The sequence below is a fragment of the Ruegeria sp. AJ12 genome, from assembly GCF_056536245.1.
Genome location: NZ_JBQFJJ010000001.1, coordinates 3,705,566 through 3,726,443, shown reverse-complemented (window position 1 = coordinate 3,726,443; position 20,878 = coordinate 3,705,566). Strand labels below are relative to the sequence as shown.

28 protein-coding genes and 1 pseudogene are annotated in these 20,878 nt (G+C 55.9%); 27 read left to right on the top strand and 2 right to left on the bottom strand.

Features of this window, described 5'->3' with window-relative positions; genetic code table 11:
* Nucleotides 1-35 precede the first annotated feature (35 nt).
* Nucleotides 36-1,397 carry an autotransporter outer membrane beta-barrel domain-containing protein gene (locus tag ACR3E0_RS18635; RefSeq protein WP_480480371.1) on the top strand — a complete coding sequence of 454 codons (1,362 nt, stop codon included), beginning with the start codon at nt 36-38 and terminating at the stop codon, nt 1,395-1,397.
* Nucleotides 1,398-1,561: 164 nt separating this feature from the next.
* On the top strand, nt 1,562-2,431 hold the full coding sequence (locus ACR3E0_RS18630) for a DMT family transporter (RefSeq protein WP_480480369.1): 870 nt from the start codon (nt 1,562-1,564) through the stop codon (nt 2,429-2,431).
* On the opposite strand, the gene ACR3E0_RS18625 is transcribed toward ACR3E0_RS18630, so the two are convergent.
* The gene (locus tag ACR3E0_RS18625) at nt 2,416-3,231 is read right to left on the bottom strand and encodes a putative rhamnosyl transferase (protein ID WP_480480367.1); all 816 of its coding nucleotides are present in this window, start codon (nt 3,229-3,231) and stop codon (nt 2,416-2,418) included. The genes ACR3E0_RS18630 and ACR3E0_RS18625 overlap by 16 nt on opposite strands.
* A gap of 394 nt (nt 3,232-3,625) precedes the next feature.
* Here ACR3E0_RS18625 and rpsL point away from each other — a divergent pair, with 394 nt between their 5' ends.
* The 6 genes and pseudogenes from rpsL to ACR3E0_RS18595 form a co-directional block, all read left to right on the top strand.
* Nucleotides 3,626-3,997 (top strand): 30S ribosomal protein S12, encoded by a 372-nt coding sequence (rpsL, locus tag ACR3E0_RS18620; RefSeq protein ID WP_005621086.1) that lies wholly within the window; start codon nt 3,626-3,628, stop codon nt 3,995-3,997.
* 15 nt (nt 3,998-4,012) lie between these two features.
* Nucleotides 4,013-4,483: a 30S ribosomal protein S7 gene (rpsG, locus tag ACR3E0_RS18615; RefSeq protein ID WP_170446863.1), complete on the top strand. Its 471-nt coding sequence runs from the start codon at nt 4,013-4,015 to the stop codon at nt 4,481-4,483.
* Between the two features lie 18 nt (nt 4,484-4,501).
* Nucleotides 4,502-6,619 (top strand): elongation factor G, encoded by a 2,118-nt coding sequence (fusA, locus tag ACR3E0_RS18610; RefSeq protein ID WP_480480364.1) that lies wholly within the window; start codon nt 4,502-4,504, stop codon nt 6,617-6,619.
* A 60-nt stretch (nt 6,620-6,679) separates the two neighbouring features.
* Nucleotides 6,680-7,855, top strand: coding sequence for an elongation factor Tu (tuf, locus tag ACR3E0_RS18605; protein WP_480477048.1), 1,176 nt, complete (start codon nt 6,680-6,682; stop codon nt 7,853-7,855).
* A 294-nt stretch (nt 7,856-8,149) separates the two neighbouring features.
* A complete protein-coding gene (locus ACR3E0_RS18600) occupies nt 8,150-9,394 on the top strand; it encodes a cation:proton antiporter domain-containing protein (RefSeq protein ID WP_480480362.1) in 1,245 nt (414 codons plus the stop codon).
* A 1-nt stretch (nt 9,395) separates the two neighbouring features.
* Nucleotides 9,396-9,563, top strand: a pseudogene (locus ACR3E0_RS18595) (EF-Tu C-terminal domain-related protein); the annotation flags it as partial.
* Between the two features lie 120 nt (nt 9,564-9,683).
* Here the strand turns inward: ACR3E0_RS18595 and ACR3E0_RS18590 are convergent.
* Nucleotides 9,684-10,208, bottom strand: coding sequence for a hypothetical protein (locus ACR3E0_RS18590; protein ID WP_480480360.1), 525 nt, complete (start codon nt 10,206-10,208; stop codon nt 9,684-9,686).
* 263 nt (nt 10,209-10,471) lie between these two features.
* Here ACR3E0_RS18590 and rpsJ point away from each other — a divergent pair, with 263 nt between their 5' ends.
* The 19 genes from rpsJ (at nt 10,472) to rpsN (ending at nt 20,872) form a co-directional block, all read left to right on the top strand.
* Entirely contained in the window at nt 10,472-10,786 is a 315-nt protein-coding gene (rpsJ, locus tag ACR3E0_RS18585) for a 30S ribosomal protein S10 (protein WP_008756422.1), read from the top strand.
* Nucleotides 10,787-10,804: 18 nt separating this feature from the next.
* Nucleotides 10,805-11,539: a 50S ribosomal protein L3 gene (gene rplC, locus ACR3E0_RS18580; protein WP_480480358.1), complete on the top strand. Its 735-nt coding sequence runs from the start codon at nt 10,805-10,807 to the stop codon at nt 11,537-11,539.
* Nucleotides 11,536-12,153, top strand: coding sequence for a 50S ribosomal protein L4 (rplD, locus tag ACR3E0_RS18575; RefSeq protein WP_480480356.1), 618 nt, complete (start codon nt 11,536-11,538; stop codon nt 12,151-12,153). The genes rplC and rplD overlap by 4 nt, the downstream gene beginning before the upstream one ends.
* The gene (locus ACR3E0_RS18570) at nt 12,150-12,446 is read left to right on the top strand and encodes a 50S ribosomal protein L23 (RefSeq protein WP_008757532.1); all 297 of its coding nucleotides are present in this window, start codon (nt 12,150-12,152) and stop codon (nt 12,444-12,446) included. The genes rplD and ACR3E0_RS18570 overlap by 4 nt, the downstream gene beginning before the upstream one ends.
* Nucleotides 12,447-12,553: 107 nt before the next feature.
* The gene (locus ACR3E0_RS18565; RefSeq protein ID WP_480480354.1) at nt 12,554-14,026 is read left to right on the top strand and encodes an HD domain-containing protein; all 1,473 of its coding nucleotides are present in this window, start codon (nt 12,554-12,556) and stop codon (nt 14,024-14,026) included.
* Nucleotides 14,026-14,547: a hypothetical protein gene (locus ACR3E0_RS18560; RefSeq protein WP_480480352.1), complete on the top strand. Its 522-nt coding sequence runs from the start codon at nt 14,026-14,028 to the stop codon at nt 14,545-14,547. Before ACR3E0_RS18565 ends, ACR3E0_RS18560 begins: the two co-directional genes overlap by 1 nt.
* A gap of 206 nt (nt 14,548-14,753) precedes the next feature.
* Nucleotides 14,754-15,596, top strand: coding sequence for a 50S ribosomal protein L2 (gene rplB, locus ACR3E0_RS18555; protein ID WP_480480350.1), 843 nt, complete (start codon nt 14,754-14,756; stop codon nt 15,594-15,596).
* Nucleotides 15,597-15,599: 3 nt separating this feature from the next.
* The gene (gene rpsS / locus ACR3E0_RS18550; RefSeq protein WP_005980699.1) at nt 15,600-15,878 is read left to right on the top strand and encodes a 30S ribosomal protein S19; all 279 of its coding nucleotides are present in this window, start codon (nt 15,600-15,602) and stop codon (nt 15,876-15,878) included.
* Between the two features lie 3 nt (nt 15,879-15,881).
* Nucleotides 15,882-16,262: a 50S ribosomal protein L22 gene (gene rplV, locus ACR3E0_RS18545; RefSeq protein ID WP_039538267.1), complete on the top strand. Its 381-nt coding sequence runs from the start codon at nt 15,882-15,884 to the stop codon at nt 16,260-16,262.
* Nucleotides 16,262-16,972 (top strand): 30S ribosomal protein S3, encoded by a 711-nt coding sequence (rpsC, locus tag ACR3E0_RS18540; protein ID WP_008758042.1) that lies wholly within the window; start codon nt 16,262-16,264, stop codon nt 16,970-16,972. Before rplV ends, rpsC begins: the two co-directional genes overlap by 1 nt.
* 12 nt (nt 16,973-16,984) lie before the next feature.
* Nucleotides 16,985-17,398, top strand: coding sequence for a 50S ribosomal protein L16 (gene rplP, locus ACR3E0_RS18535; protein WP_170498041.1), 414 nt, complete (start codon nt 16,985-16,987; stop codon nt 17,396-17,398).
* Between the two features lie 163 nt (nt 17,399-17,561).
* Nucleotides 17,562-17,879, top strand: a complete 318-nt coding sequence (locus ACR3E0_RS18530; RefSeq protein ID WP_480480347.1) for a hypothetical protein — start codon at nt 17,562-17,564, stop codon at nt 17,877-17,879.
* A 92-nt stretch (nt 17,880-17,971) separates the two neighbouring features.
* Nucleotides 17,972-18,592, top strand: coding sequence for a 2OG-Fe(II) oxygenase family protein (locus tag ACR3E0_RS18525; protein ID WP_480480345.1), 621 nt, complete (start codon nt 17,972-17,974; stop codon nt 18,590-18,592).
* Between the two features lie 202 nt (nt 18,593-18,794).
* A complete protein-coding gene (rpmC, locus tag ACR3E0_RS18520; protein WP_480480343.1) occupies nt 18,795-19,001 on the top strand; it encodes a 50S ribosomal protein L29 in 207 nt (68 codons plus the stop codon).
* A 4-nt stretch (nt 19,002-19,005) separates the two neighbouring features.
* Nucleotides 19,006-19,236: a 30S ribosomal protein S17 gene (gene rpsQ, locus ACR3E0_RS18515; protein ID WP_008757253.1), complete on the top strand. Its 231-nt coding sequence runs from the start codon at nt 19,006-19,008 to the stop codon at nt 19,234-19,236.
* Between the two features lie 75 nt (nt 19,237-19,311).
* On the top strand, nt 19,312-19,680 hold the full coding sequence (rplN, locus tag ACR3E0_RS18510; RefSeq protein WP_068340767.1) for a 50S ribosomal protein L14: 369 nt from the start codon (nt 19,312-19,314) through the stop codon (nt 19,678-19,680).
* 2 nt (nt 19,681-19,682) lie between these two features.
* Complete coding sequence (rplX, locus tag ACR3E0_RS18505; RefSeq protein ID WP_480480341.1) at nt 19,683-19,994, top strand: 50S ribosomal protein L24; 312 nt, start codon at nt 19,683-19,685, stop codon at nt 19,992-19,994.
* Nucleotides 19,987-20,547 (top strand): 50S ribosomal protein L5, encoded by a 561-nt coding sequence (gene rplE / locus ACR3E0_RS18500; RefSeq protein WP_480480339.1) that lies wholly within the window; start codon nt 19,987-19,989, stop codon nt 20,545-20,547. The genes rplX and rplE overlap by 8 nt, the downstream gene beginning before the upstream one ends.
* Before the next feature lie 19 nt (nt 20,548-20,566).
* The gene (rpsN, locus tag ACR3E0_RS18495; protein WP_010437098.1) at nt 20,567-20,872 is read left to right on the top strand and encodes a 30S ribosomal protein S14; all 306 of its coding nucleotides are present in this window, start codon (nt 20,567-20,569) and stop codon (nt 20,870-20,872) included.
* The last annotated feature ends 6 nt before the right edge of the window (nt 20,873-20,878 follow it).

Sequence of the window (20,878 nt, the reverse complement as noted above, 5' to 3'; positions counted from 1 at the left end):
TGCGATTATTGGAATAATTCTTGGGATGGATTCCAATGATTGAGTTTAATGCTTCTTCAAGGGGTTCTTTGCGAATTGGGTTGGCGTTGAGTTGTGCTGCTTGCGTCGGGTTTCTGCCGCAGAATGTGCAAGCCCAAGCCAGCCCCTGCGCAAGCCTAGGAAATCTGTATTCGCTGAGCACGACAGAAGATGGAAGCCAATCACTTTGGTTGTCCCGGACGACAGCAGGTTCGGCATTCGCATTGGACGCTACAGCATCGTCAACTCGTGTCGACACATGGACCGGTGCCGGTTTGCATATCTCGGCCTCTCCGTTTGTCGCAGTAGGACCTGCCGGAGCCCATACACTGTTGGAGATTTCGGGTGACAGCACTGGTTGCGCGATTGCGACAACCAATCAATTGGCACGCCCTAACCAAACACTGCCACCTGTTCCGGGCGGTGGGGCCGGCGGAGGGGGCGCCGGCGGCGGACAAACCATAACCGAAAGCGCGATCATCGGTTTCTCCCCGACGCTATTGGGACATTGGTCAATTACCGAACGTTTGAGCAGACGATCGCTTGGACCGTATGGTGCAGAGGAATTGACAAGTTCTTCAACCAACGAAGAAAGTTTTGCCTGGTTTGATACGACTTTTTCCTATGCCAACAACGATCAGTATTCACGCGATGGAAGTGACTCAAGCGCTCAACTGATTTTCGGCATGGATATGTGGAGAGACGACGTCTTGCAGATTGGTTTTGCAGCCGGACTGGAGGCCGCCAATTCGAACTCCTTCAACACCACAGTTTCTACCGACATAAACAGCTATTTTGTGGGTCCCTATCTCGGGTGGCGACCGGACAATTCCACGTTGGTGGATGTTTGGCTCGGATACGCCAATCGGGAAGTCACCAACAGGATCGGAACCTTTGGGTCTTCTTTTGATGCGGATCGTTTCTTTGTCGATGCGAACCTCACCAGGCGCATAGACAGAGGCAACCTTTCGATATTTCCTAAACTGGGCGTCTTTTACGCACGTGACGACATGCCAGACCATCAATACACAGATGGCGTCACCGCATTCAACGTCGCCAGCAACGACGCCGAGACCCTTATTGCAAGAGTGGCCGTCGACGTGTGGGTCGACCCGATTGCCGGATCGAACGGAGTACAGTGGCTTCCGTTCTTTGGCGCAGGCGTCGATTGGTACGCAGAACGCCCCGGAGATGGCCTTGTTCTGGGCAATGATCTGGAAATCGAGAGCGTTGGTGATGTTGTCGCTTCTCTTTCTGCCGGGACGGACCTTTTGACGAAAAACGGCGGACGCTGGACAACCAGTGTTCTCTACGACGGCATTGGGTTGAGCGGGTATAACGAAGTCGAAGTCGAGTTTGCTTATAGTTTTGAGTTTTAAGCCCGAAGGTTGCCCAGACTGATTGGCGCGGTCGGTAATCAGGGGGATCACGATCCCGGTGGATGAATCTGGGTGAATCTGGCCACTGACGGCCGTACGGCAGTTGACAACGTGTCCGCTCGCTGGGCCAATGTGCCGGTTGATTTAGGCTGGTTCGAATTGCCATGACACCAAACGTTAAGGGCGCCTTGCTGATGATGGGCAGCATGGCGGCGTTCACCCTAAATGATACGCTGGTGAAGGTCGCCCTGCAGGAGATGCCCTTGTTCCAGCTTGTTGCGATGCGCGGGTGTCTGGCCGCCTTTCTCGTCTACCTGTTGGCCCGGTCACTTGGCGCTTTGCATCTGAATTTCTCGCGCCATGACAAATGGTTGGTTGCCGTGCGGTGTCTGGCTGAGTTGTCGGCGACCTTCTTTTTTCTCACAGCGCTGAAGAACATGCCGCTGGCGAATGTGACAGCCGTGCTTCAGGCACTGCCCCTGACCGTGACCTTGGGGGCCGCCTTGTTCTTTTCCGAGTACATAGGTTGGCGCCGTATTCTGGCCATCGCCATGGGTTTTGCGGGCATGTTGCTGATCGTACGGCCCGGGCCCGAAGGGTTCAGTGTGTTTTCGGCCTATGCCCTCGTGGCGGTATTGTGCGTTACCATCCGCGACCTGATTACCCGGCGCATGTCACCGGATGTCCCTTCATTGGTCGTCACCCTGGCGACTTCCATTTCTATCGCGTTCGCGGCGGCCATCGCCTCGGTATTCGAGGGATGGGTGCCACTTACGACCGGTACTGGCACCTTGGTGGCATCGGCAGCGGTGTTTGTCCTGATGGGCTACCTGTTCAGCGTTATGGTCATGCGTGTCGGCGACGTCGGGTTTGTCGCCCCGTTCCGGTACTCGAGCCTGATCTGGGCGTTGGGCCTGGGCTGGGGTGTTTTCGATGAGTGGCCGGACGGTGTGACGCTACTGGGTGCCGCGCTTGTTGTTGCAGCGGGAATGTTCACCTTGTTCCGCGAACGGGCGCGTCACACGGTCGAGTGAACCTGCCTTACGGTGTTTTGATCAATGGCAAAGCGCGCAATGAATTCGCCTTCCTGCTCTGGAGTGAGCGGCGACAGCTCCTTCTTGTTTTCGCGGGCTCCGGGGGCGTCATTGAAGTTGCTCAGGGTTCTGACCCACATGGGTGCATCCGGATAGCTGACAACCGGCATGAACCGCCCGATCCTGTGGTGGGTGAAGCTGATGATGGTTTGCTTGCAGCCGCCGGAAATGTACATACCGAGACCTACGCCCAGAAGATGCTTGTACACTTCGGTCGCCAGAATTCCACCGGCGGTCATCCGGGCGAAGAACCCTCTGTTGAAGTCGATTCCCACCGTGCGGTTGCGCTCCAACAAGATCTTGTTTTCTCCCGCGGCGCTGCGCAACCGCTCAATGAAATCAACGGACACTGCGTCGTCGTCGTCATGACGAAACTGCAGGCACGGCTGATCGGGGCTCGTCCGCGCCGCGTTCAGAATGTTCTTCATCACCTGCCTGTGCTTCAGACTGGTATCAGACGGGCGCTGCACGATCTGGACTTGTTTCATTCCCCCGGTCAGGTCGTGCAATCGGTCGAATGCCTCCTTGGGGAGGCAATCCCCGATCGCCACAATTAGCTGAAAATCGCCATCTGTCTGTTCCCGAAAGCAGGGCAGGGTGGAGGACTCAAAAAGGCGGAACCGTTCCTCAAGCCGGTCAGGTTGGTAGAGGTGTCGCCGTCGCTGTTCCACGGTGTCGTGTATGACTTGGAAACTGCCAAGGGCCGGGTAGGAAAAGCGGCATAGGCCGATGACTTGCATGATTCAACCGTTGTAGAACTCCGGGATCACTATGCCGGTGCCCTCGGTTGCCTGCAATGCGGCAGTGTCTCTATGACTTTGGATTTAACTGGATAACAGTGTGCTCCCAGACGGCTCGAACATGTGCAGGGTGTGCTGTTGACACTCGGCCCGACTCCCCCTATTACGCGCGACATCTCGGTACCGGGGGCCGCCCCATAACCGATTTCAGTAATGAACTGGTCAAGACCCGGACAATTTTGCCGTTCGCGTCCTCTGATAACCAACCGCGACGTTCACCTCGGAATGGGAACGCTCGCGGATTTTGCGCTTGTGGACGCATGAGTGCAGCGAATTTAACCGCACGCAGCGCGCGTGCATGTCATGTGTGTTGCAAAACGGGGAAAGAACCGGAATGCCAACTATTCAACAGCTGATCCGCAAACCGCGGCAGCCCAAAGTAAAACGCTCGAAGTCCATGCACCTGGAGCAGTGCCCGCAGAAACGCGGCGTCTGCACCCGCGTGTATACCACCACACCGAAAAAGCCGAACTCGGCGATGCGGAAGGTTGCCAAGGTGCGCCTGACCAACGGGTTCGAGGTCATCTCGTACATCCCCGGTGAAAGCCACAACCTGCAGGAACACTCGGTTGTTCTGATCCGTGGCGGCCGTGTGAAAGACCTTCCCGGTGTGCGTTACCACATCCTGCGCGGTGTTCTGGATACTCAGGGCGTCAAAGACCGTAAGCAGCGTCGTTCGAAATACGGCGCGAAGCGTCCCAAGTAAGAAGGAGAGGCTGATATGTCACGTCGTCACGCCGCCGAAAAACGCGAAGTCCTGCCTGACGCCAAATTTGGCGACAAGGTACTGACCAAATTCATGAACAACCTGATGATCGACGGCAAGAAGTCGGTCGCAGAGCGCATCGTCTACAACGCGTTTGACCGCGTTGAGACCAAGATCAAGCGCGCTCCTGTCGAAGTGTTCCACGAAGCGCTCGACAACATCAAACCGTCGGTCGAGGTTCGCTCGCGCCGGGTTGGTGGTGCAACCTATCAGGTTCCGGTCGAAGTGCGCCCCGAGCGCCGCGAAGCACTGGCCATCCGCTGGCTGATCACTGCTGCGCGCGGCCGCAACGAAAACACCATGGAAGAACGCCTCGCCGGCGAACTGCTGGACGCTGTACAGTCCCGCGGTACCGCTGTGAAGAAGCGCGAAGACACCCACAAGATGGCCGAGGCGAACAAAGCCTTCAGCCATTACCGTTGGTAATCCTAGAGGCTTAGACAAATGTCACGCGAATATCCTCTCGAACTGTACCGTAACTTCGGTATCATGGCGCATATCGATGCAGGCAAGACCACCTGCTCGGAGCGTATCCTGTATTACACCGGCAAATCCCACAACATCGGTGAGGTGCACGACGGTGCAGCCACCATGGACTGGATGGAGCAGGAGCAGGAACGCGGCATCACCATCACTTCGGCTGCGACCACCACGTTCTGGGAACGCACCGAGGACGGTCAGACCGCCGATACCCCCAAGCACCGCCTGAACATCATCGACACCCCCGGCCACGTTGACTTCACCATCGAAGTCGAACGCTCGCTGGCGGTTCTCGACGGTGCCGTCTGCGTTCTGGACGCAAACGCCGGCGTTGAGCCCCAGACCGAAACCGTGTGGCGGCAGGCTGACCGCTACAAGGTTCCGCGTATGGTGTTCGTCAACAAGATGGACAAGATCGGCGCGGACTTCTTCAACTGCGTTCGCATGATCGAAGACCGCACCGGCGCACGCGCTGTTCCGGTTGGTATTCCGATCGGCGCCGAGTCCGAGTTGGAAGGCCTGATCGACCTGGTGACCATGGAAGAGTGGCTGTGGCAGGGCGAAGATCTGGGCGCAAGCTGGATCAAAGCCCCGATCCGCAACGGCCTGAAGGACATGGCTGACGAATGGCGCGGCAAGATGATCGAAGCGGCTGTCGAAATGGACGACGACGCGATGATGGAATACCTGGAAGGCAATGAGCCCGACGTTCCGACCCTGCGCGCCCTGCTGCGCAAAGGGACTCTGGAAATCGCGTTTGTTCCGGTTCTGGGTGGGTCTGCGTTCAAGAACAAAGGCGTTCAGCCGCTGCTCAACGCTGTGATCGACTATCTGCCCAGCCCGCTGGACGTTGTTGATTACATGGGCTTCAAACCCGGCGACGAAGAAGAAGTTCGTGACATCGCCCGTCGTGCCGACGACAACATGGCCTTCTCGGGTCTGGCGTTCAAAATTATGAATGACCCCTTCGTTGGCTCGCTGACCTTCACCCGTATCTACTCGGGTACCATGCAGAAGGGCGACTCGATCCTGAACTCGACCAAAGGCAAGAAAGAGCGCATCGGTCGTATGATGATGATGCACTCGAACAACCGGGAAGAGATCGAAGAAGCGTTTGCGGGCGACATCATCGCGCTGGCGGGTCTGAAAGACACGACAACCGGTGACACCCTGTGTGACGCGAAGGATCCGGTGGTTCTGGAAACCATGACCTTCCCCGATCCGGTGATCGAGATCGCGGTCGAGCCCAAAACCAAGGGCGACCAGGAGAAGATGTCCCAGGGTCTGGCCCGTCTGGCCGCCGAAGACCCGTCCTTCCGCGTGGAAACCGATATGGAATCGGGTCAAACCATCATGAAGGGTATGGGCGAACTGCACCTGGACATTCTGGTGGATCGTCTGAAGCGCGAGTTCAAGGTCGAGGCCAACATCGGTGCGCCGCAGGTGGCCTATCGTGAAACCATCGGTCACGAGGTCGAGCATACCTACACCCACAAGAAACAGTCGGGTGGTTCGGGTCAGTTCGCCGAGGTGAAGATGATCATCTCGCCGACCGAGCCGGGCGAAGGGTATTCCTTTGAGTCCCGCATCGTTGGTGGTGCCGTGCCCAAGGAGTATATCCCGGGTGTTGAAAAAGGCATCAACTCGGTCATGGATAGCGGCCCGCTGGCCGGCTTCCCCGTGATCGATTTCAAGGTTGCGCTGATCGACGGTAAGTTCCACGACGTTGACTCGAGCGTTCTGGCGTTCGAAATCGCGGCCCGTATGTGCATGCGGGAAGGTATGCGCAAAGCTGGCGCGAAGCTGCTGGAACCGATCATGAAGGTCGAAGTGATCACGCCGGAAGAATATACCGGCGGCATCATCGGCGACCTGACCTCGCGTCGGGGGCAGGTGTCTGGACAAGAGCCGCGCGGAAACGCCATCGCGATCGACGCGTTTGTTCCACTGGCCAACATGTTTGGCTACATCAATACGCTGCGTTCGATGTCGTCGGGGCGTGCCCAGTTCACCATGCAGTTCGACCACTACGATCCGGTTCCGCAGAACATCTCGGACGAGATCCAGGCGAAATACGCATAGGCGAAGATTTGAGGGTGCGCGCTCGGCGGGCTCCCTTCATTACCGAAAAAGGAGGCCATCATGGCAAAGGAAAAGTTTGAGCGTACAAAACCGCACGTCAACATCGGCACGATTGGGCATGTTGACCATGGTAAGACGACGCTGACCGCAGCGATCACCAAGTATTTCGGTGACTTCAAGGCGTATGACCAGATTGACGGCGCGCCGGAAGAGAAAGCGCGCGGGATCACCATCTCGACCGCCCACGTGGAATACGAGACCGACGCGCGCCACTATGCGCATGTCGACTGCCCCGGCCACGCTGACTACGTCAAGAACATGATCACCGGTGCCGCGCAGATGGACGGCGCGATCCTGGTTGTGAACGCCGCTGACGGCCCGATGCCGCAGACGCGTGAGCACATCCTGCTGGGCCGCCAGGTTGGCATCCCGAAGATGGTTGTGTTCATGAACAAGGTCGACCAGGTCGACGACGAAGAGCTGCTGGAACTGGTGGAAATGGAAATCCGCGAGCTGCTGTCTTCGTATGAGTACCCCGGCGACGATGTTCCGATCATCGCAGGCTCGGCTCTGGCCGCGATGGAAGGCAACAACCCGGAAATCGGCGAAGAGAAGATCAAGGAACTGATGCAGGCGGTTGACGACTACATCGACACGCCGGAGCGCGAAGTCGACAAGCCGTTCCTGATGCCGGTGGAAGACGTGTTCTCGATCTCGGGCCGTGGCACCGTTGTGACCGGTCGTGTCGAGCGTGGCGTGATCAATGTGGGCGACGAGATCGAAATCGTCGGCATCCGCGACACCCAGAAAACCACCTGCACCGGTGTCGAGATGTTCCGCAAGCTGCTGGATCGCGGCGAAGCGGGCGACAACATCGGCGCCCTGCTGCGCGGCATCGACCGTGACGGCGTTGAGCGTGGCCAGGTTCTGTGTAAGCCGGGCTCGGTGACCCCGCACACCAAGTTCGAGGCCGAAGCCTATATCCTGACCAAGGAAGAGGGCGGTCGTCACACCCCGTTCTTCGCGAACTACCGTCCGCAGTTCTACTTCCGGACCACGGACGTGACCGGCACCGTGACCCTGGCCGAAGGCACCGAGATGGTCATGCCCGGTGACAATGTCGGTTTCAGCGTCGAGTTGATCGCGCCGATCGCGATGGAAGACGGCCTGCGCTTCGCCATCCGCGAAGGCGGTCGCACCGTCGGCGCAGGCGTCGTCTCGAAAATCATCGAGTGACACAGGCCGGATAAGTATTGAAAAGGCGTCCTTCGGGACGCCTTTTTACCTTGGACCGATGGATAAAAAGGTGCCGGTAGCTCTTATCAACATCTGCATGGGTTTGATTTGCGGTTGAATTGGAAACCGAGTCCCTTGTTTCTGAACCGTCTGGCCAAGACAAACAAAGAAATGGTTGGTGACCGGTTGCCTCGACCCCGGCACGAGAGGCTGGTATCGTATCGAGTTGCTTAACCCAGCCCGCTGATGTGGCGATTGTGTACCAAAACTTACAAGCGATTTTTTTGAATTTCTATGGAAAATTATCTTCTTCTGTCCTTTGTCCTGCTGGGAACGGGTATTGCCATTGTCCCGGTCGCCGTCTGGCTTGGGCTTGGTTCCGTTCTGGGGTTCCTGATTGCAGGCATGGTCCTGGGTCCTGCACTGGCCGCGCTGAATGTTGATGTTGGGAGCATGGAGCAGTTTGCCGAGTTTGGCGTCGTCATGATGCTGTTTCTCATCGGCCTGGAACTGGCACCAAAAAAACTCTGGGACCTGCGGCACAGGCTTCTGGGCTTAGGCGGCCTGCAACTGATTTGCACGACCCTTGCCATCATGGGTTTGGCGACAGCACTTGGCCAGCCATGGCAGGCGGGGCTGACAATTGGAGTGATATTTTCCCTGTCTTCCACGGCAATCGTGCTTCAGACATTGCACGAGAAGGGTTTGCTGATGGGCAGCGGCGGGCAGTCGAGTTTTTCTGTCCTGCTCATGCAGGATATTGCAGTGATCCCCATTCTGGCGCTTCTCCCGCTGCTGGCGATGCCTGATGTCGCGGCGACGGGCGTCAGTACCGTGAGCCACGGACCGACGACAAGCCCCGGATTATCTCTGAACCTTGTTCAGGCATTGCCCGAGTGGCTGAGAGCATTCGTGACCCTGAGTTCCATCATACTGGTCATCGTCGGCGGCTCTTATCTGACCGGGCCGGTGTTCCGATATGTCGAGTCCGCGAAACTGCCTGAGTTGCTTACAGCGATGGCCCTGACCATTGTCGTGGGCGTTGCCGTGTTGATGATGGTCGTTGGCCTGACACCGGCGCTCGGGGCATTCATTGCTGGTGTCGTGCTGGCCAACAGCGAATACCGGCCTGCCCTCGAAAAGGAAATCACGCCCTTCAAAGGTTTGTTTCTGGGTCTGTTCTTCGTGAGCGTCGGCGCCTCGGTGAATTTCGGGCTGATGTTCGATCACCTGGGTCTGGTGGTTGCCTTGACCCTTGGCGTGATGCTCATCAAGGCTGTGGTTCTGCTTATTCTCGGTCGCCTTTTTGGCGTGAAGGGTGCGAGTAATTGGCTGTTTGCGCTTGGCATGGCGCAGGCCGGGGAATTTGGTTTTGTTCTGCTGTCCTTTTCAGTCGCAACGCATGTGCTGAGCGCAGACCTGGCAAACACCCTGATCATCGTCGTTGCACTATCGATGGTGCTGACGCCGTTGTTTTTCGTGTTCTACGATAAGGTTGTTGCGCCCCGATATGCGCCGGTCCAGTCGTCAGGCGACTAAAGGCACAGCAACTCTTATCGAAGGCACCGAGATGGTCATGCTCGGCGACAACGTTGGTTTCAGCGTCGAACTGATCGCCCCAATCGCGATGGAAGACGGCCTGCGTTTCGCTACCCGCGATGGCGGCCGCGCCGTCGGCGCCGGCGTTGTGTCGAAAATCATCGAGTAAGTCGGCTCTGCCGACTGGTGGGCGGCAGTTGCTCTGAAAGAGCAATGAGAGCCCACACCGTTGAACTAAAGAAGGCCGCTCCCTCGGGGCGGCCTTTTTTGTTTGTGTGAAGACCTTTGGCTATTTACAAATATCAACCAATTCTTCCAGCGCTTCTATCAGAGGTGAATTGTTATCTGCTGAATTGTAGTGTTCGGCGTGCGAGCTACCCAAATCACTCGTGCAATGCGTTTCATTGCATTCGATGGCTGTCTCCCGAATGAGCTGGCCAGCAGGCTGAAGAGCTTCATCGTTGTTGTAGGTTTCCATGATCGCAATCGAGTAGTTTTCGGCATTGTCACCCCCACCACTAAATACAACGTAATGGTCATCCGCTCTCAGGATGCGGAGGTCTGCAATCGGAGTTTTCAAATAGGTTCCCTGATGCAAGATACCGTTTTGATCTGAAGTTTCCGTGGCGATCAAAAATATACATTTCTGTGGAAAGGAGATTTGCTGGGTTTTCTTTCGTCCGGCTGCCTGCGGCTGTGATGTCAAAGACATCTTGGCGATCTTGTGAGTCAGGCTCTCATAGTCGGTTTCGCCAGCTAAAACCGCGCGACAAGCTACGATGATTAGAATGGAGGCACCTAATAGGTGTTTCATATTGTTTCCTTCGAATGACGTTAGTCGACGGTTGGTATAATCCATATGGAGAAATCCCAATACCAAAAGCAACTTTAACGCGCGATGATTCCGTTTGCAGAGCAAGGATTCCCCCTTGCCAAACCCCTCCAACCCCACTACTACGCGCGAGTTCTCAACAAGAACGTCAAGGCGGGGTGATTCCCGCCTTTTGGGTTCGAAGAGGGTTGGCGATGCGCGCTTGTCCTCCTCTCAACCTCAACGCCTGATAAAAGGCTGTTAATATGCAAAGCCAAAACATCCGTATTCGGCTGAAGGCATTTGACTATCGCGTTCTGGATGCCAGCACGCAAGAGATCGTCAACACTGCCAAGCGGACCGGCGCGAACGTGCGCGGCCCGATCCCGCTGCCGAACAAGATCGAGAAGTTCACGGTTCTCCGTGGCCCTCACGTTGACAAGAAATCCCGCGACCAGTTCGAGATCCGCACGCACAAGCGTCTCTTGGACATCGTTGATCCGACCCCCCAGACCGTTGACGCGCTGATGAAGCTCGACCTCGCTGCTGGTGTGGACGTCGAGATCAAGCTGCAGTCGTAAGATCGGAGGGTATTATTCATGCGCTCTGGTATTATCGCAAAAAAAGTTGGCATGACCCGCCTGTTCATGGAAGACGGAAAGCAGATCCCTGTGACCGTTCTTCACCTGGACAACCTGCAGGTCGTTGCACAGCGTACCGCTGACAAAGATGGCTACACCGCCGTTCAGCTGGGCGCCGGTGCCGCCAAGGCAAAACGCACCTCGAAGGCCATGCGCGGTCACTACGCCGCTGCAAAGGTCGAGCCCAAGCGTAAACTGGCCGAGTTCCGCGTCTCCGAAGATGGCCTGATTGATGTGGGTGCCGAGATTTCGGCAGAACACTTCCTGGAAGGTCAGAAAGTTGACGTTTCGGGCACCTCGATCGGTAAAGGCTTTGCCGGTGCGATGAAGCGTTGGAACTTTGGTGGTCTACGCGCCTCGCACGGTGTTTCGATCAGCCACCGTTCGCACGGTTCGACTGGTCAGTGTCAGGACCCGGGCAAGGTTTTCAAAGGCAAGAAGATGGCCGGTCACATGGGTGCTGCCCGTGTCACCACCCAGAACCTGGAAGTTGTCAAAACCGACGCCGACCGGAACCTGGTCTTCATCAAAGGCGCCGTTCCCGGGCCGAAATCGGGCTGGGTCACCGTCAAGGACGCCGTGAAGAAGAAAGCACCGGAAGGCCTGCCTTTCCCGGCTGCTGTGAAATCGGCTGTGTCTGAAACAACCGAAGCACCTGCGGAAGAAGCGCCCGCGGAAGGTGGTGAAGCATGAAACTTGATGTAATCAAACTGGACGGCAAAAAAGCCGGCAACATCGAGCTGGATGCGGACCTGTTCGGTCTCGAGCCGCGCGCGGACATCCTGCACCGAGTGGTCCGTTGGCAGCGCAACAACGCGCAGGCCGGCACCCACAAGGTCAAGACCCGCCGCGAGACCAGCTACTCGACCAAGAAGATCTATCGCCAGAAGGGCACCGGTGGCGCACGCCATGGTGACCGTAACGCGCCGATCTTCCGTGGTGGTGGTATCTACAAAGGCCCCGTCGTGCGCTCGCACGGCCACGACCTGCCCAAGAAGTTCCGCAAGCTTGGCCTGCGCCATGCTCTGTCGGCGAAAGCCAAGGCAGGTGAACTGGTTGTGATCGAGAATGCCGAAGCCGAAGGCAAGACCGCCGCTCTGGCCAAACAGGTTGCAAACCTGGGCTGGAAACGCGCTCTGGTCATCGACGGCGCGACCGTGAACGAAGGGTTCCTGAAAGCGTCCAAGAACATCGAAGGTCTGGATATCCTGCCGTCGATGGGCGCAAACGTCTATGACATCCTCAAGCGTGACACTCTGGTGCTCACCAAAGCGGCTGTCGAAGCACTGGAGGCTCGTCTGAAATGAGCGCGAAGGCAGAACACTACGACGTGATCCGCAAGCCGATCATCACCGAAAAGTCGACCATGGCCTCTGAGAATGGCGCGGTTGTCTTTGAAGTGGCGATCGACAGCAACAAGCCGCAGATCAAAGAGGCCGTTGAGGCGCTGTTTGGTGTGAAGGTCAAAGCGGTGAACACCACCGTGACCAAAGGCAAGGTCAAGCGGTTCCGCGGTCAGCTGGGCCGTCGGAAAGACGTCAAGAAAGCATATGTGACCCTGGAAGAGGGTAACACCATCGACGTGAGCACCGGTCTCTGATCGAACCTGTCTTTGGAGAGAGATAAAGGCCCCCGCGAAAGCGGGGGCTTTTTTTGCTATTCCGATGCTGAGTGTGGATCAGTTTGTCGCACAACTTAGGATTGTGAATGTTTGATGAGCTTGTAGGCTTGACTTTAAGTGAAAAGTGTATAGAACAAAAAGAGAACAAATTGGCGACTAGAAACGTGAAAGACCCGATTCAAAGAGTCAGAGATCCGGTACATGATCTGATCGAATTTGATACAAGTGAGGAGCTCGAAAGGGTAGTTTGGCGGCTCCTTCAAAGCCAGCCGTTTCAAATGCTGCGTAGGGTTAAGCAACTTGGCTTTTCTGAACTCGTTTACCCTGGCGCAACTCACACTCGATTTGCACATAGCGTTGGCGTTTTTCATACTGCTCGTGAGCTGATGAAAATCGTTCGTAAAAAGGCACCGTACAACCAAACGCGGGAGGGTATCGCGCTTGCTGCTGCGCTAGTGCATGATGTTGGGCATGGGCCGTTCAGTCATGCATTTGAGACTGTTGGAAAGCGTCTTGATCTAAAGTTGGCTGATCATGAAGTGATGAGTGATGAACTTATTCGAAATGGCGAGATTGCAGAAATCTTGAATACCGAGATAATGTCGGGTTTCGCATCGAATGTCGCCAATATGATAAAGAAAGAAGGGCAAATCACCCTTCATAATTCCGTCGTTTCCAGCCAATTTGACGCAGATCGCTTGGATTATATGCAGCGAGACCGACTTATGACCGGCAGCAAGCATTCGGCTATTGATCTGACTTGGCTGCTTGCAAATCTAGACATTGCTGATGTTCCGACGGGCATCGATGATACAAAGCTTGGTTCCATGCCAATTTTTGTCATTGGCCCGAAGGCCATACAGGCAGCGGAAGCTTACGTAATGGGGCTGTTCCAACTATACCCGACAATTTATTTTCATAAGACTACTCGAGGTGCAGAGAAGCTATTTGCAGAAATTCTGGTTCGTGTGGTGCAGTTGGTGAATGACGGTTCGCTCGCTAAGACAGGCTTACCTACGAACCATCCGTTGGTTAAGTTTGCTTATGATCCTGAGAGTGTGGATACAGCCTTGACTTTGGATGATACGGTTGTTTGGGGTGCCCTTCATCTTTTGCGCGAAGCGGATGACCCTGTTCTTTCTAAGTTTTCTGAAAGACTGCTGAATCGTAAACTTTACAAGTGTTTCGATATCCGGGCAGAGGTTGCTCATAGATGTGATCCCTACAACTCCGGTGCTGATCAAGATGTAGACAAAATTGATAAATGTTGCGCTTCTGTGTACCTAAAGCTACAACAGTGGCAAGAAAAGCAAAACGGGGCCGCTCCGCGCATCATCAATGATGTTGCTGAGCGAAAGCCGTATAAACCGAGCGGTGGCAATGGACAGACCGAGCAAATCAATGTTCGCACAGACGGTGGCGAGTTGATTGATATTATCCAGCGTTCTGAGATTGTGGACTCTCTCAGAGTCTATAAGCTTAACCGCGCATATTATGATGAGTCCGACCAAGAAGCCCAAAAAGTCATTCAAGATATCATTGAAGGGGAGATCAACTGATGTCCGATGTTAAGATCCAAGAAGTGGCGAAGATCATTCAGGATGCGGGTGGCAAGATCGTAGGCCGTACTCGTCTTCAGAAAATAGCATACTTGCTTGCTGCGACTGGCCTCGATGACAGCTTTCGCTTTTCTTATAAACATTATGGTCCTTTTAGCGAGCAACTTGCTTCCTCTGCTAAGTTTGGTGCTCTCTTGGGTAGTTTGCATGAACGTCAAGACAACGCAGCTTGGGGAGGCACCTATTCAACTTACACGGTCGACGAGGCCCCAGAATTAGAAGGTACTGACGCTCGGAGTTCTCTCGCGACTATTGCATCAAAGGCTGATTCAATTGAACTGGAATTGGCTGCTACTGCTGTTTTCTTGGCCTACGAGGGATATCCTGACCCTTGGAGTGAAACAGCGCAACGTAAGCCGGAAAAGGCTACAGATTTGCGTGTTGGTAACGCGAAGTCGCTTCTGGCTGATCTCTCGAGCGTTAATGTTCCAAACCCTATTCCGCAGGCTTTGTATTCTTAGTGTTGGATAGTGGGTGATCTATCAGTTCACCTATAGACACCCACCCCCAACCCTGTTACACGCTCCCAATCTTGCGGCCTCGGATTCGTTCCGGGGCCTCTGATATTTGTAACCGGGGACCTTCGGGGCCCTATACCCTTGGCACCTACGGGGGCCTATCACATAGCGGGGAAATCCCCGCACTTGCTAAACGGAAGACAGAAAGCATGGCACTCAAGTCGTACAAGCCGACGACGCCGGGCCAGCGCGGGCTGGTGCTGATCGACCGTTCGGAGCTTTGGAAAGGACGTCCGGTCAAGTCTCTCACTGAGGGTTTGACCAAATCGGGCGGCCGGAACAACACCGGACGGATCACTTCACGCCGCCGCGGCGGTGGCGCAAAGCGTCTCTACCGGATCGTTGACTTTAAACGGAACAAAATGGATGTCACGGCAACCGTCGAGCGGATCGAATATGACCCGAACCGGACCGCATTCATCGCACTGGTAAAATACGAAGACGGCGAGCAGGCCTATATCCTGGCTCCGCAGCGTCTGGCTGTTGGTGACAAAGTCGTGGCATCCGCCAAGGCCGACATCAAGCCGGGCAACGCAATGCCGTTCTCGGGCATGCCCATCGGTACCATCGTCCACAACATCGAGATGAAGCCTGGCAAAGGCGGTCAGATCGCACGTGCGGCCGGTACTTACGCCCAGTTCGTTGGTCGCGATGGCGGCTACGCTCAGATCCGTCTGAGCTCGGGCGAGCTGCGCATGGTCCGTCAGGAATGCATGGCCACCGTTGGTGCCGTGTCCAACCCCGACAACAGCAACCAAAACCTCGGTAAAGCCGGTCGTATGCGCCACAAGGGCGTTCGTCCGTCGGTTCGTGGTGTTGCAATGAACCCGATCGACCACCCGCACGGTGGTGGTGAAGGTCGTACCTCGGGTGGCCGTACGCCGGTTACTCCGTGGGGTAAGGACACCAAGGGTAAGCGTACCCGCAACAAGAACAAAGCGTCCCAGAAGCTGATCATCCGCTCGCGGCACGCCAAGAAGAAGGGACGTTAATCTATGTCTCGCTCTGTTTGGAAGGGTCCTTTCGTCGATGCTTACGTGCTGAAAAAAGCCGAAGCAGCGCGCGAGTCGGGCCGCAACGAAGTCATCAAAATTTGGTCGCGTCGTTCCACCATTCTGCCCCAGTTCGTGGGTTTGACCTTTGGTGTGTACAACGGCCAGAAGCACATCCCCGTCAACGTCTCGGAAGACATGATTGGTCAGAAGTTCGGTGAATACTCGCCAACCCGCACCTATTATGGCCACGCCGCAGACAAAAAAGCGAAGCGGAAGTAAGTCATGGGCAAGGAAAAGAACCCCCGCCGCGTGGCTGAAAACGAAGCAATGGCGAAAACCCGCATGCTTCGCACCAGCCCGCAGAAACTGAACCTGGTTGCGCAAATGATCCGCGGCAAGAAAGTTGAGAAGGCTCTGACCGACCTGACTTTCTCGAACAAGCGTGTCGCGCAGGACGTCAAGAAGTGCCTGCAGTCCGCAATCGCGAATGCCGAAAACAACCACAACCTGGACGTTGATGAGCTGATCGTCGCCGAAGCATGGGTTGGTAAAAACCTGGTCATGAAGCGCGGCCGTCCGCGTGCCCGTGGCCGTTTCGGCAAGATCATGAAGCCGTTCTCGGAGATCACCATCAAGGTGCGTCAAGTTGAGGAGCAAGCCTAATGGGTCATAAAGTAAATCCGATCGGCATGCGCCTGCAGGTCAACCGCACCTGGGACAGCCGCTGGTACGCCGACACCAAGGACTACGGTGATCTTCTGCTGGAAGACCTCAAGATCCGTGAGTTCATCAACAAAGAGTGCAAGCAGGCCGGTGTTGCCCGTGTGATCATTGAACGTCCGCACAAGAAGTGCCGCGTCACGATCCACACAGCACGTCCCGGTGTCATCATCGGCAAGAAAGGTGCAGACATCGAAGTTCTGCGCAAAAAGCTTGCTCGCATGACAGACAGCGAACTGCACCTGAACATTGTCGAAGTACGCAAGCCCGAGCTTGACGCGCAGCTGGTTGCCGAGTCCATCGCTCAGCAGCTGGAGCGTCGTGTTTCGTTCCGTCGCGCAATGAAGCGCTCGGTTCAGAACGCCATGCGCATGGGCGCCCTGGGTATCCGGGTGAACGTTGCTGGTCGTCTGGGCGGCGCCGAAATCGCACGGACCGAGTGGTACCGCGAAGGCCGCGTGCCTCTGCACACCCTGCGTGCCGACATCGATTACGCACATGCCGAAGCGATGACCCCTTACGGGATCATCGGGATCAAGGTCTGGATCTTCAAAGGTGAGATCATGGAGCACGATCCGCAGGCACGTGACCGTAAAGCACAGGAACTCCAGGACGGCCCTGCACCTCGTGGTGCTGGTGGCGGTCGTCGCTAAGGAGGGAAAGATATGCTTCAACCAAAGCGTACTAAATTCCGCAAGATGCACAAAGGCAGGATCAAGGGCGAAGCCAAGGGCGGCTCTGATCTGAACTTTGGCACTTACGGTTTGAAAGCACTGCAGCCCGAGCGCGTCACCGCGCGTCAGATCGAAGCTGCACGTCGTGCCATGACCCGTCACATGAAACGTCAGGGTCGCGTCTGGATCCGGATCTTCCCGGATACGCCCGTGACCTCGAAGCCGACCGAAGTCCGTATGGGTAAAGGTAAAGGCTCCGTTGACTTCTGGGCCGCGAAGGTGAAGCCCGGTCGTGTGATGTTCGAGATCGATGGCGTCAATGACGACATCGCGCGCGAGGCTCTGCGCCTGGCTGCGATGAAGCTGCCGATCAAGACCCGCGTTGTGGTCCGCGAAGACTGGTAAGCGATTGGGGCCTCGGCCCCGTTTGTGACAAGATTGACCCCCGTCGGGATACCGGCGGGGGTTTTCCATTTGAAACCTGCTCAGCCGATAACTACCTAATACGCAGTCAATTAAAGATCATTGTTCGGTCGAGACTATAGCGCATGTGTCACTAGGAACAGTTTTGACGGTAATAGTAATTTTCGGCGTGGTGCCGTTAGCTGCAATCGGCTTGAGCTACATTGTTCGAAGCAAGATTTTGAAACTATTTTTGCGTTATGGCGGCCTCTATTTTGGCATAGCGTTGAATTTGCATTTTCTTTTTGATGCTGACTGCGCGACCGACAAGTTTTCATACTACCGTTGTAGTATTATTCCGCAGACCATTGCTGAAATCTTTAGCTTTATGAACGTCCTTAACATGGTGGCTTATGTCTTCTGGGTGCCACCCATCATTGTGCTGCTTCTCTTGTGGGAGCTGAAGGTCAGAATGTCCAAGTGACTGAATGAACGCCGTGATGATGTTTTGCGGTCAAAGAAGCGTCGGGAATTTGCCTCTCGCAGTCGGTGATCGGTTTGGATAGGAACGCACTCATGCCACAGATTGAATCACTCTTCGTCACCCGCCTCTATCGCGCCACTCTGTCCGAATTCGACCCAAAGATCGATCCGGAAGAGTTGGAAAGCTCTTGTCTTGTCATTGCGGAGGATGATGAGTCCGGGCAGGAATGGTGTGAGGAAAACGGCTACCCCGGCTACACCAGCTATGCTTCGCTGACCGATCTGCCCTGGCGGTTCCCGATTTTCGCCGATTTGGTCAAAGCGCTGGATCAGCATGTTGCGGCCTTTGCCAAGGATCTGGAGTTCGATCTGGGCGAGGGCGAGCTTAAGCTGGAAGACATCTGGATCAACATTCTGCCCGAGGGCGGGATGCATGCCAGCCACCTGCACCCTCACAGTGTGATCTCGGGTACCACTTATGTGGCGATGCCCAAAGGGGCCAGCGCGCTGAAGTTGGAAGACCCCCGCTCAGGCCGCATGATGGCGGCACCGACGCGCATCAAAGGCGGGCGGCGAGATTTGCAGCCGTTCATCTATGTGAAGCCGCAGGTGGGTGATGTGCTGCTTTGGGAAAGTTGGCTGCGCCATGAGGTGCCGATGAACATGGCTGAGGATGAGCGGATCAGTGTCAGCTTTAACTACAAATGGGATTGATCCCTGCATGGGAAACGCAATGGATGCAGTCTCATTTGGATAGTGAAACTTTCCCTTGCCACCCACCCCCTAACCCCCTATAGAGCGGCATCTTGCGATCTCCCGGCGTTGTCGGGCGATTCGTATGTCTATCATTCATCCACCAGGTCCAAGGTGACCCTGTAAGGGGGCCTTCTGGTGTTTTGAGCAAAGGAAAAAGGCGATGAACGCCCAAGAACTGCGTGAAAAGACTCCGGACCAGCTCCGCGAGGAACTGGCCAACCTGAAGAAAGAAAGCTTTAACCTGCGCTTTCAACAGGCAACCGGTCAGCTGGAAAGCACCGCTGGCATCAAAGCGGCCCGCCGCAACGCTGCCCGCGTCAAAACCATTCTGAACGAAAAGGCCGCTGCCGCGGCATCCGAGGAGTAATCAGATGCCCAAGCGTATCCTGTCCGGCACCGTAACCAGCGACGCCAACGAACAGACAGTAACCGTATCCGTCGAGCGCCGCTTTACGCATCCGGTTCTGAAGAAAACCATCCGTAAGTCCAAGAAATACCGGGCTCACGATGAAAAGAACGCCTTCAAGGTCGGCGACACAGTCCGCATCATCGAATGCGCGCCGAAATCGAAGACGAAACGTTGGGAGGTTCTGGAGGCGTAAGCTTTCAGGACTTTTCATTTGTCGAAACCCTGGGGGATCTAAGCAGAACAGCCCCCACAGGTCGGGAGAAACCACATGATCCAGATGCAGACCAATCTGGATGTCGCTGACAACTCTGGCGCACGCCGAGTTCAGTGCATCAAGGTCCTGGGTGGTTCCAAGCGTAAATACGCCTCTGTTGGCGACGTCATTGTCGTCTCGGTGAAGGAAGCCATCCCGCGCGGCCGCGTAAAGAAAGGGGACGTCCGCAAGGCCGTCGTCGTACGCACCGCCAAGGAAGTCCGTCGCGAAGACGGCACTGCGATCCGTTTCGATCGCAACGCTGCCGTCATCCTGAACAACAACAACGAGCCGATCGGTACCCGTATCTTTGGCCCCGTTGTTCGCGAACTGCGCGGCAAGAACTTCATGAAAATCATCTCGCTCGCTCCGGAGGTGCTGTAATCATGGCTGCTAAACTCCGCAAAGGCGACAAGGTCGTCGTGCTGGCCGGCAAGGACAAGGGCAAAGAGGGCACCATTACCTCGGTTGACCCCAAAGCCGGTAAGGCTGTTGTCGACGGCATCAACATCGCCATCCGTCACACGCGCCAGACCCAGAACTCTCAAGGCGGTCGTTTGCCTCAGGCAAACCCGATCGAGCTGTCGAACCTGGCGCTGCTGGACGCAAACGGCAAAGCAACCCGCGTTGGCTTCCGCATGGAAGGCGGCAAGAAAGTGCGCTTCGCCAAGACCACGGGGGACGTGATCGATGCTTGATACCGCAAACTATACCCCGCGTCTGAAAGCTCAGTACGCTGAAACCATCCGCCCCGCTCTGAAAGAAGAGTTCGGCTACAAGAACGACATGCAGCTGCCCAAGCTGGAAAAAATCGTTCTGAACATCGGCTGTGGTGCAGAAGCTGTCAAAGACTCGAAGAAAGCCAAGGCGGCGGTCGAGGACCTGACTGCGATTGCCGGTCAAAAGGCCGTTGCGACGCTGGCGAAAAAGTCGATCGCGGGTTTCCGCGTCCGGGAAGACATGCCGCTGGGTGCGAAAGTAACCCTGCGCGGTGACCGGATGTACGAATTCTTGGATCGTCTGATCACCATCGCGATGCCGCGCGTGCGTGACTTCCGCGGTGTGAAGCCGTCTTTTGATGGTCGTGGCAACTTTGCCATGGGCATGAAAGAGCACATCGTGTTCCCGGAAATCGACTTTGACAAAGTCGACGAAGTCTGGGGCCTGGATATCGTAATCACCACCACAGCGAAAACCGACGCTGAAGGTAAGGCACTGTTGAAAGCGTTCAACATGCCCTTCAACGCCTAAGCGCCGGGAGGAAAGAGACATGGCTAAAAAAGCAATGATCGAACGCGAGAAGAAGCGCGAGCGCCTGGTGGCCAAATATGCCGCAAAGCGTGCCGAGCTGAAAGAAATCGCGAATGACGAGAGCAAGCCGATGGAAGAGCGTTTCAAGGCGCGTCTGAAACTGGCGAAACTGCCGCGCAACAGCTCGGCAACCCGTCTTCACAACCGGTGTCAGCTGACCGGTCGTCCCCACGCTTACTACCGTAAGCTGAAGGTCAGCCGTATCGCGCTGCGCGAGCTGGGTTCTGCTGGTCAGATCCCCGGCATGGTGAAATCGAGCTGGTAAGGGAGA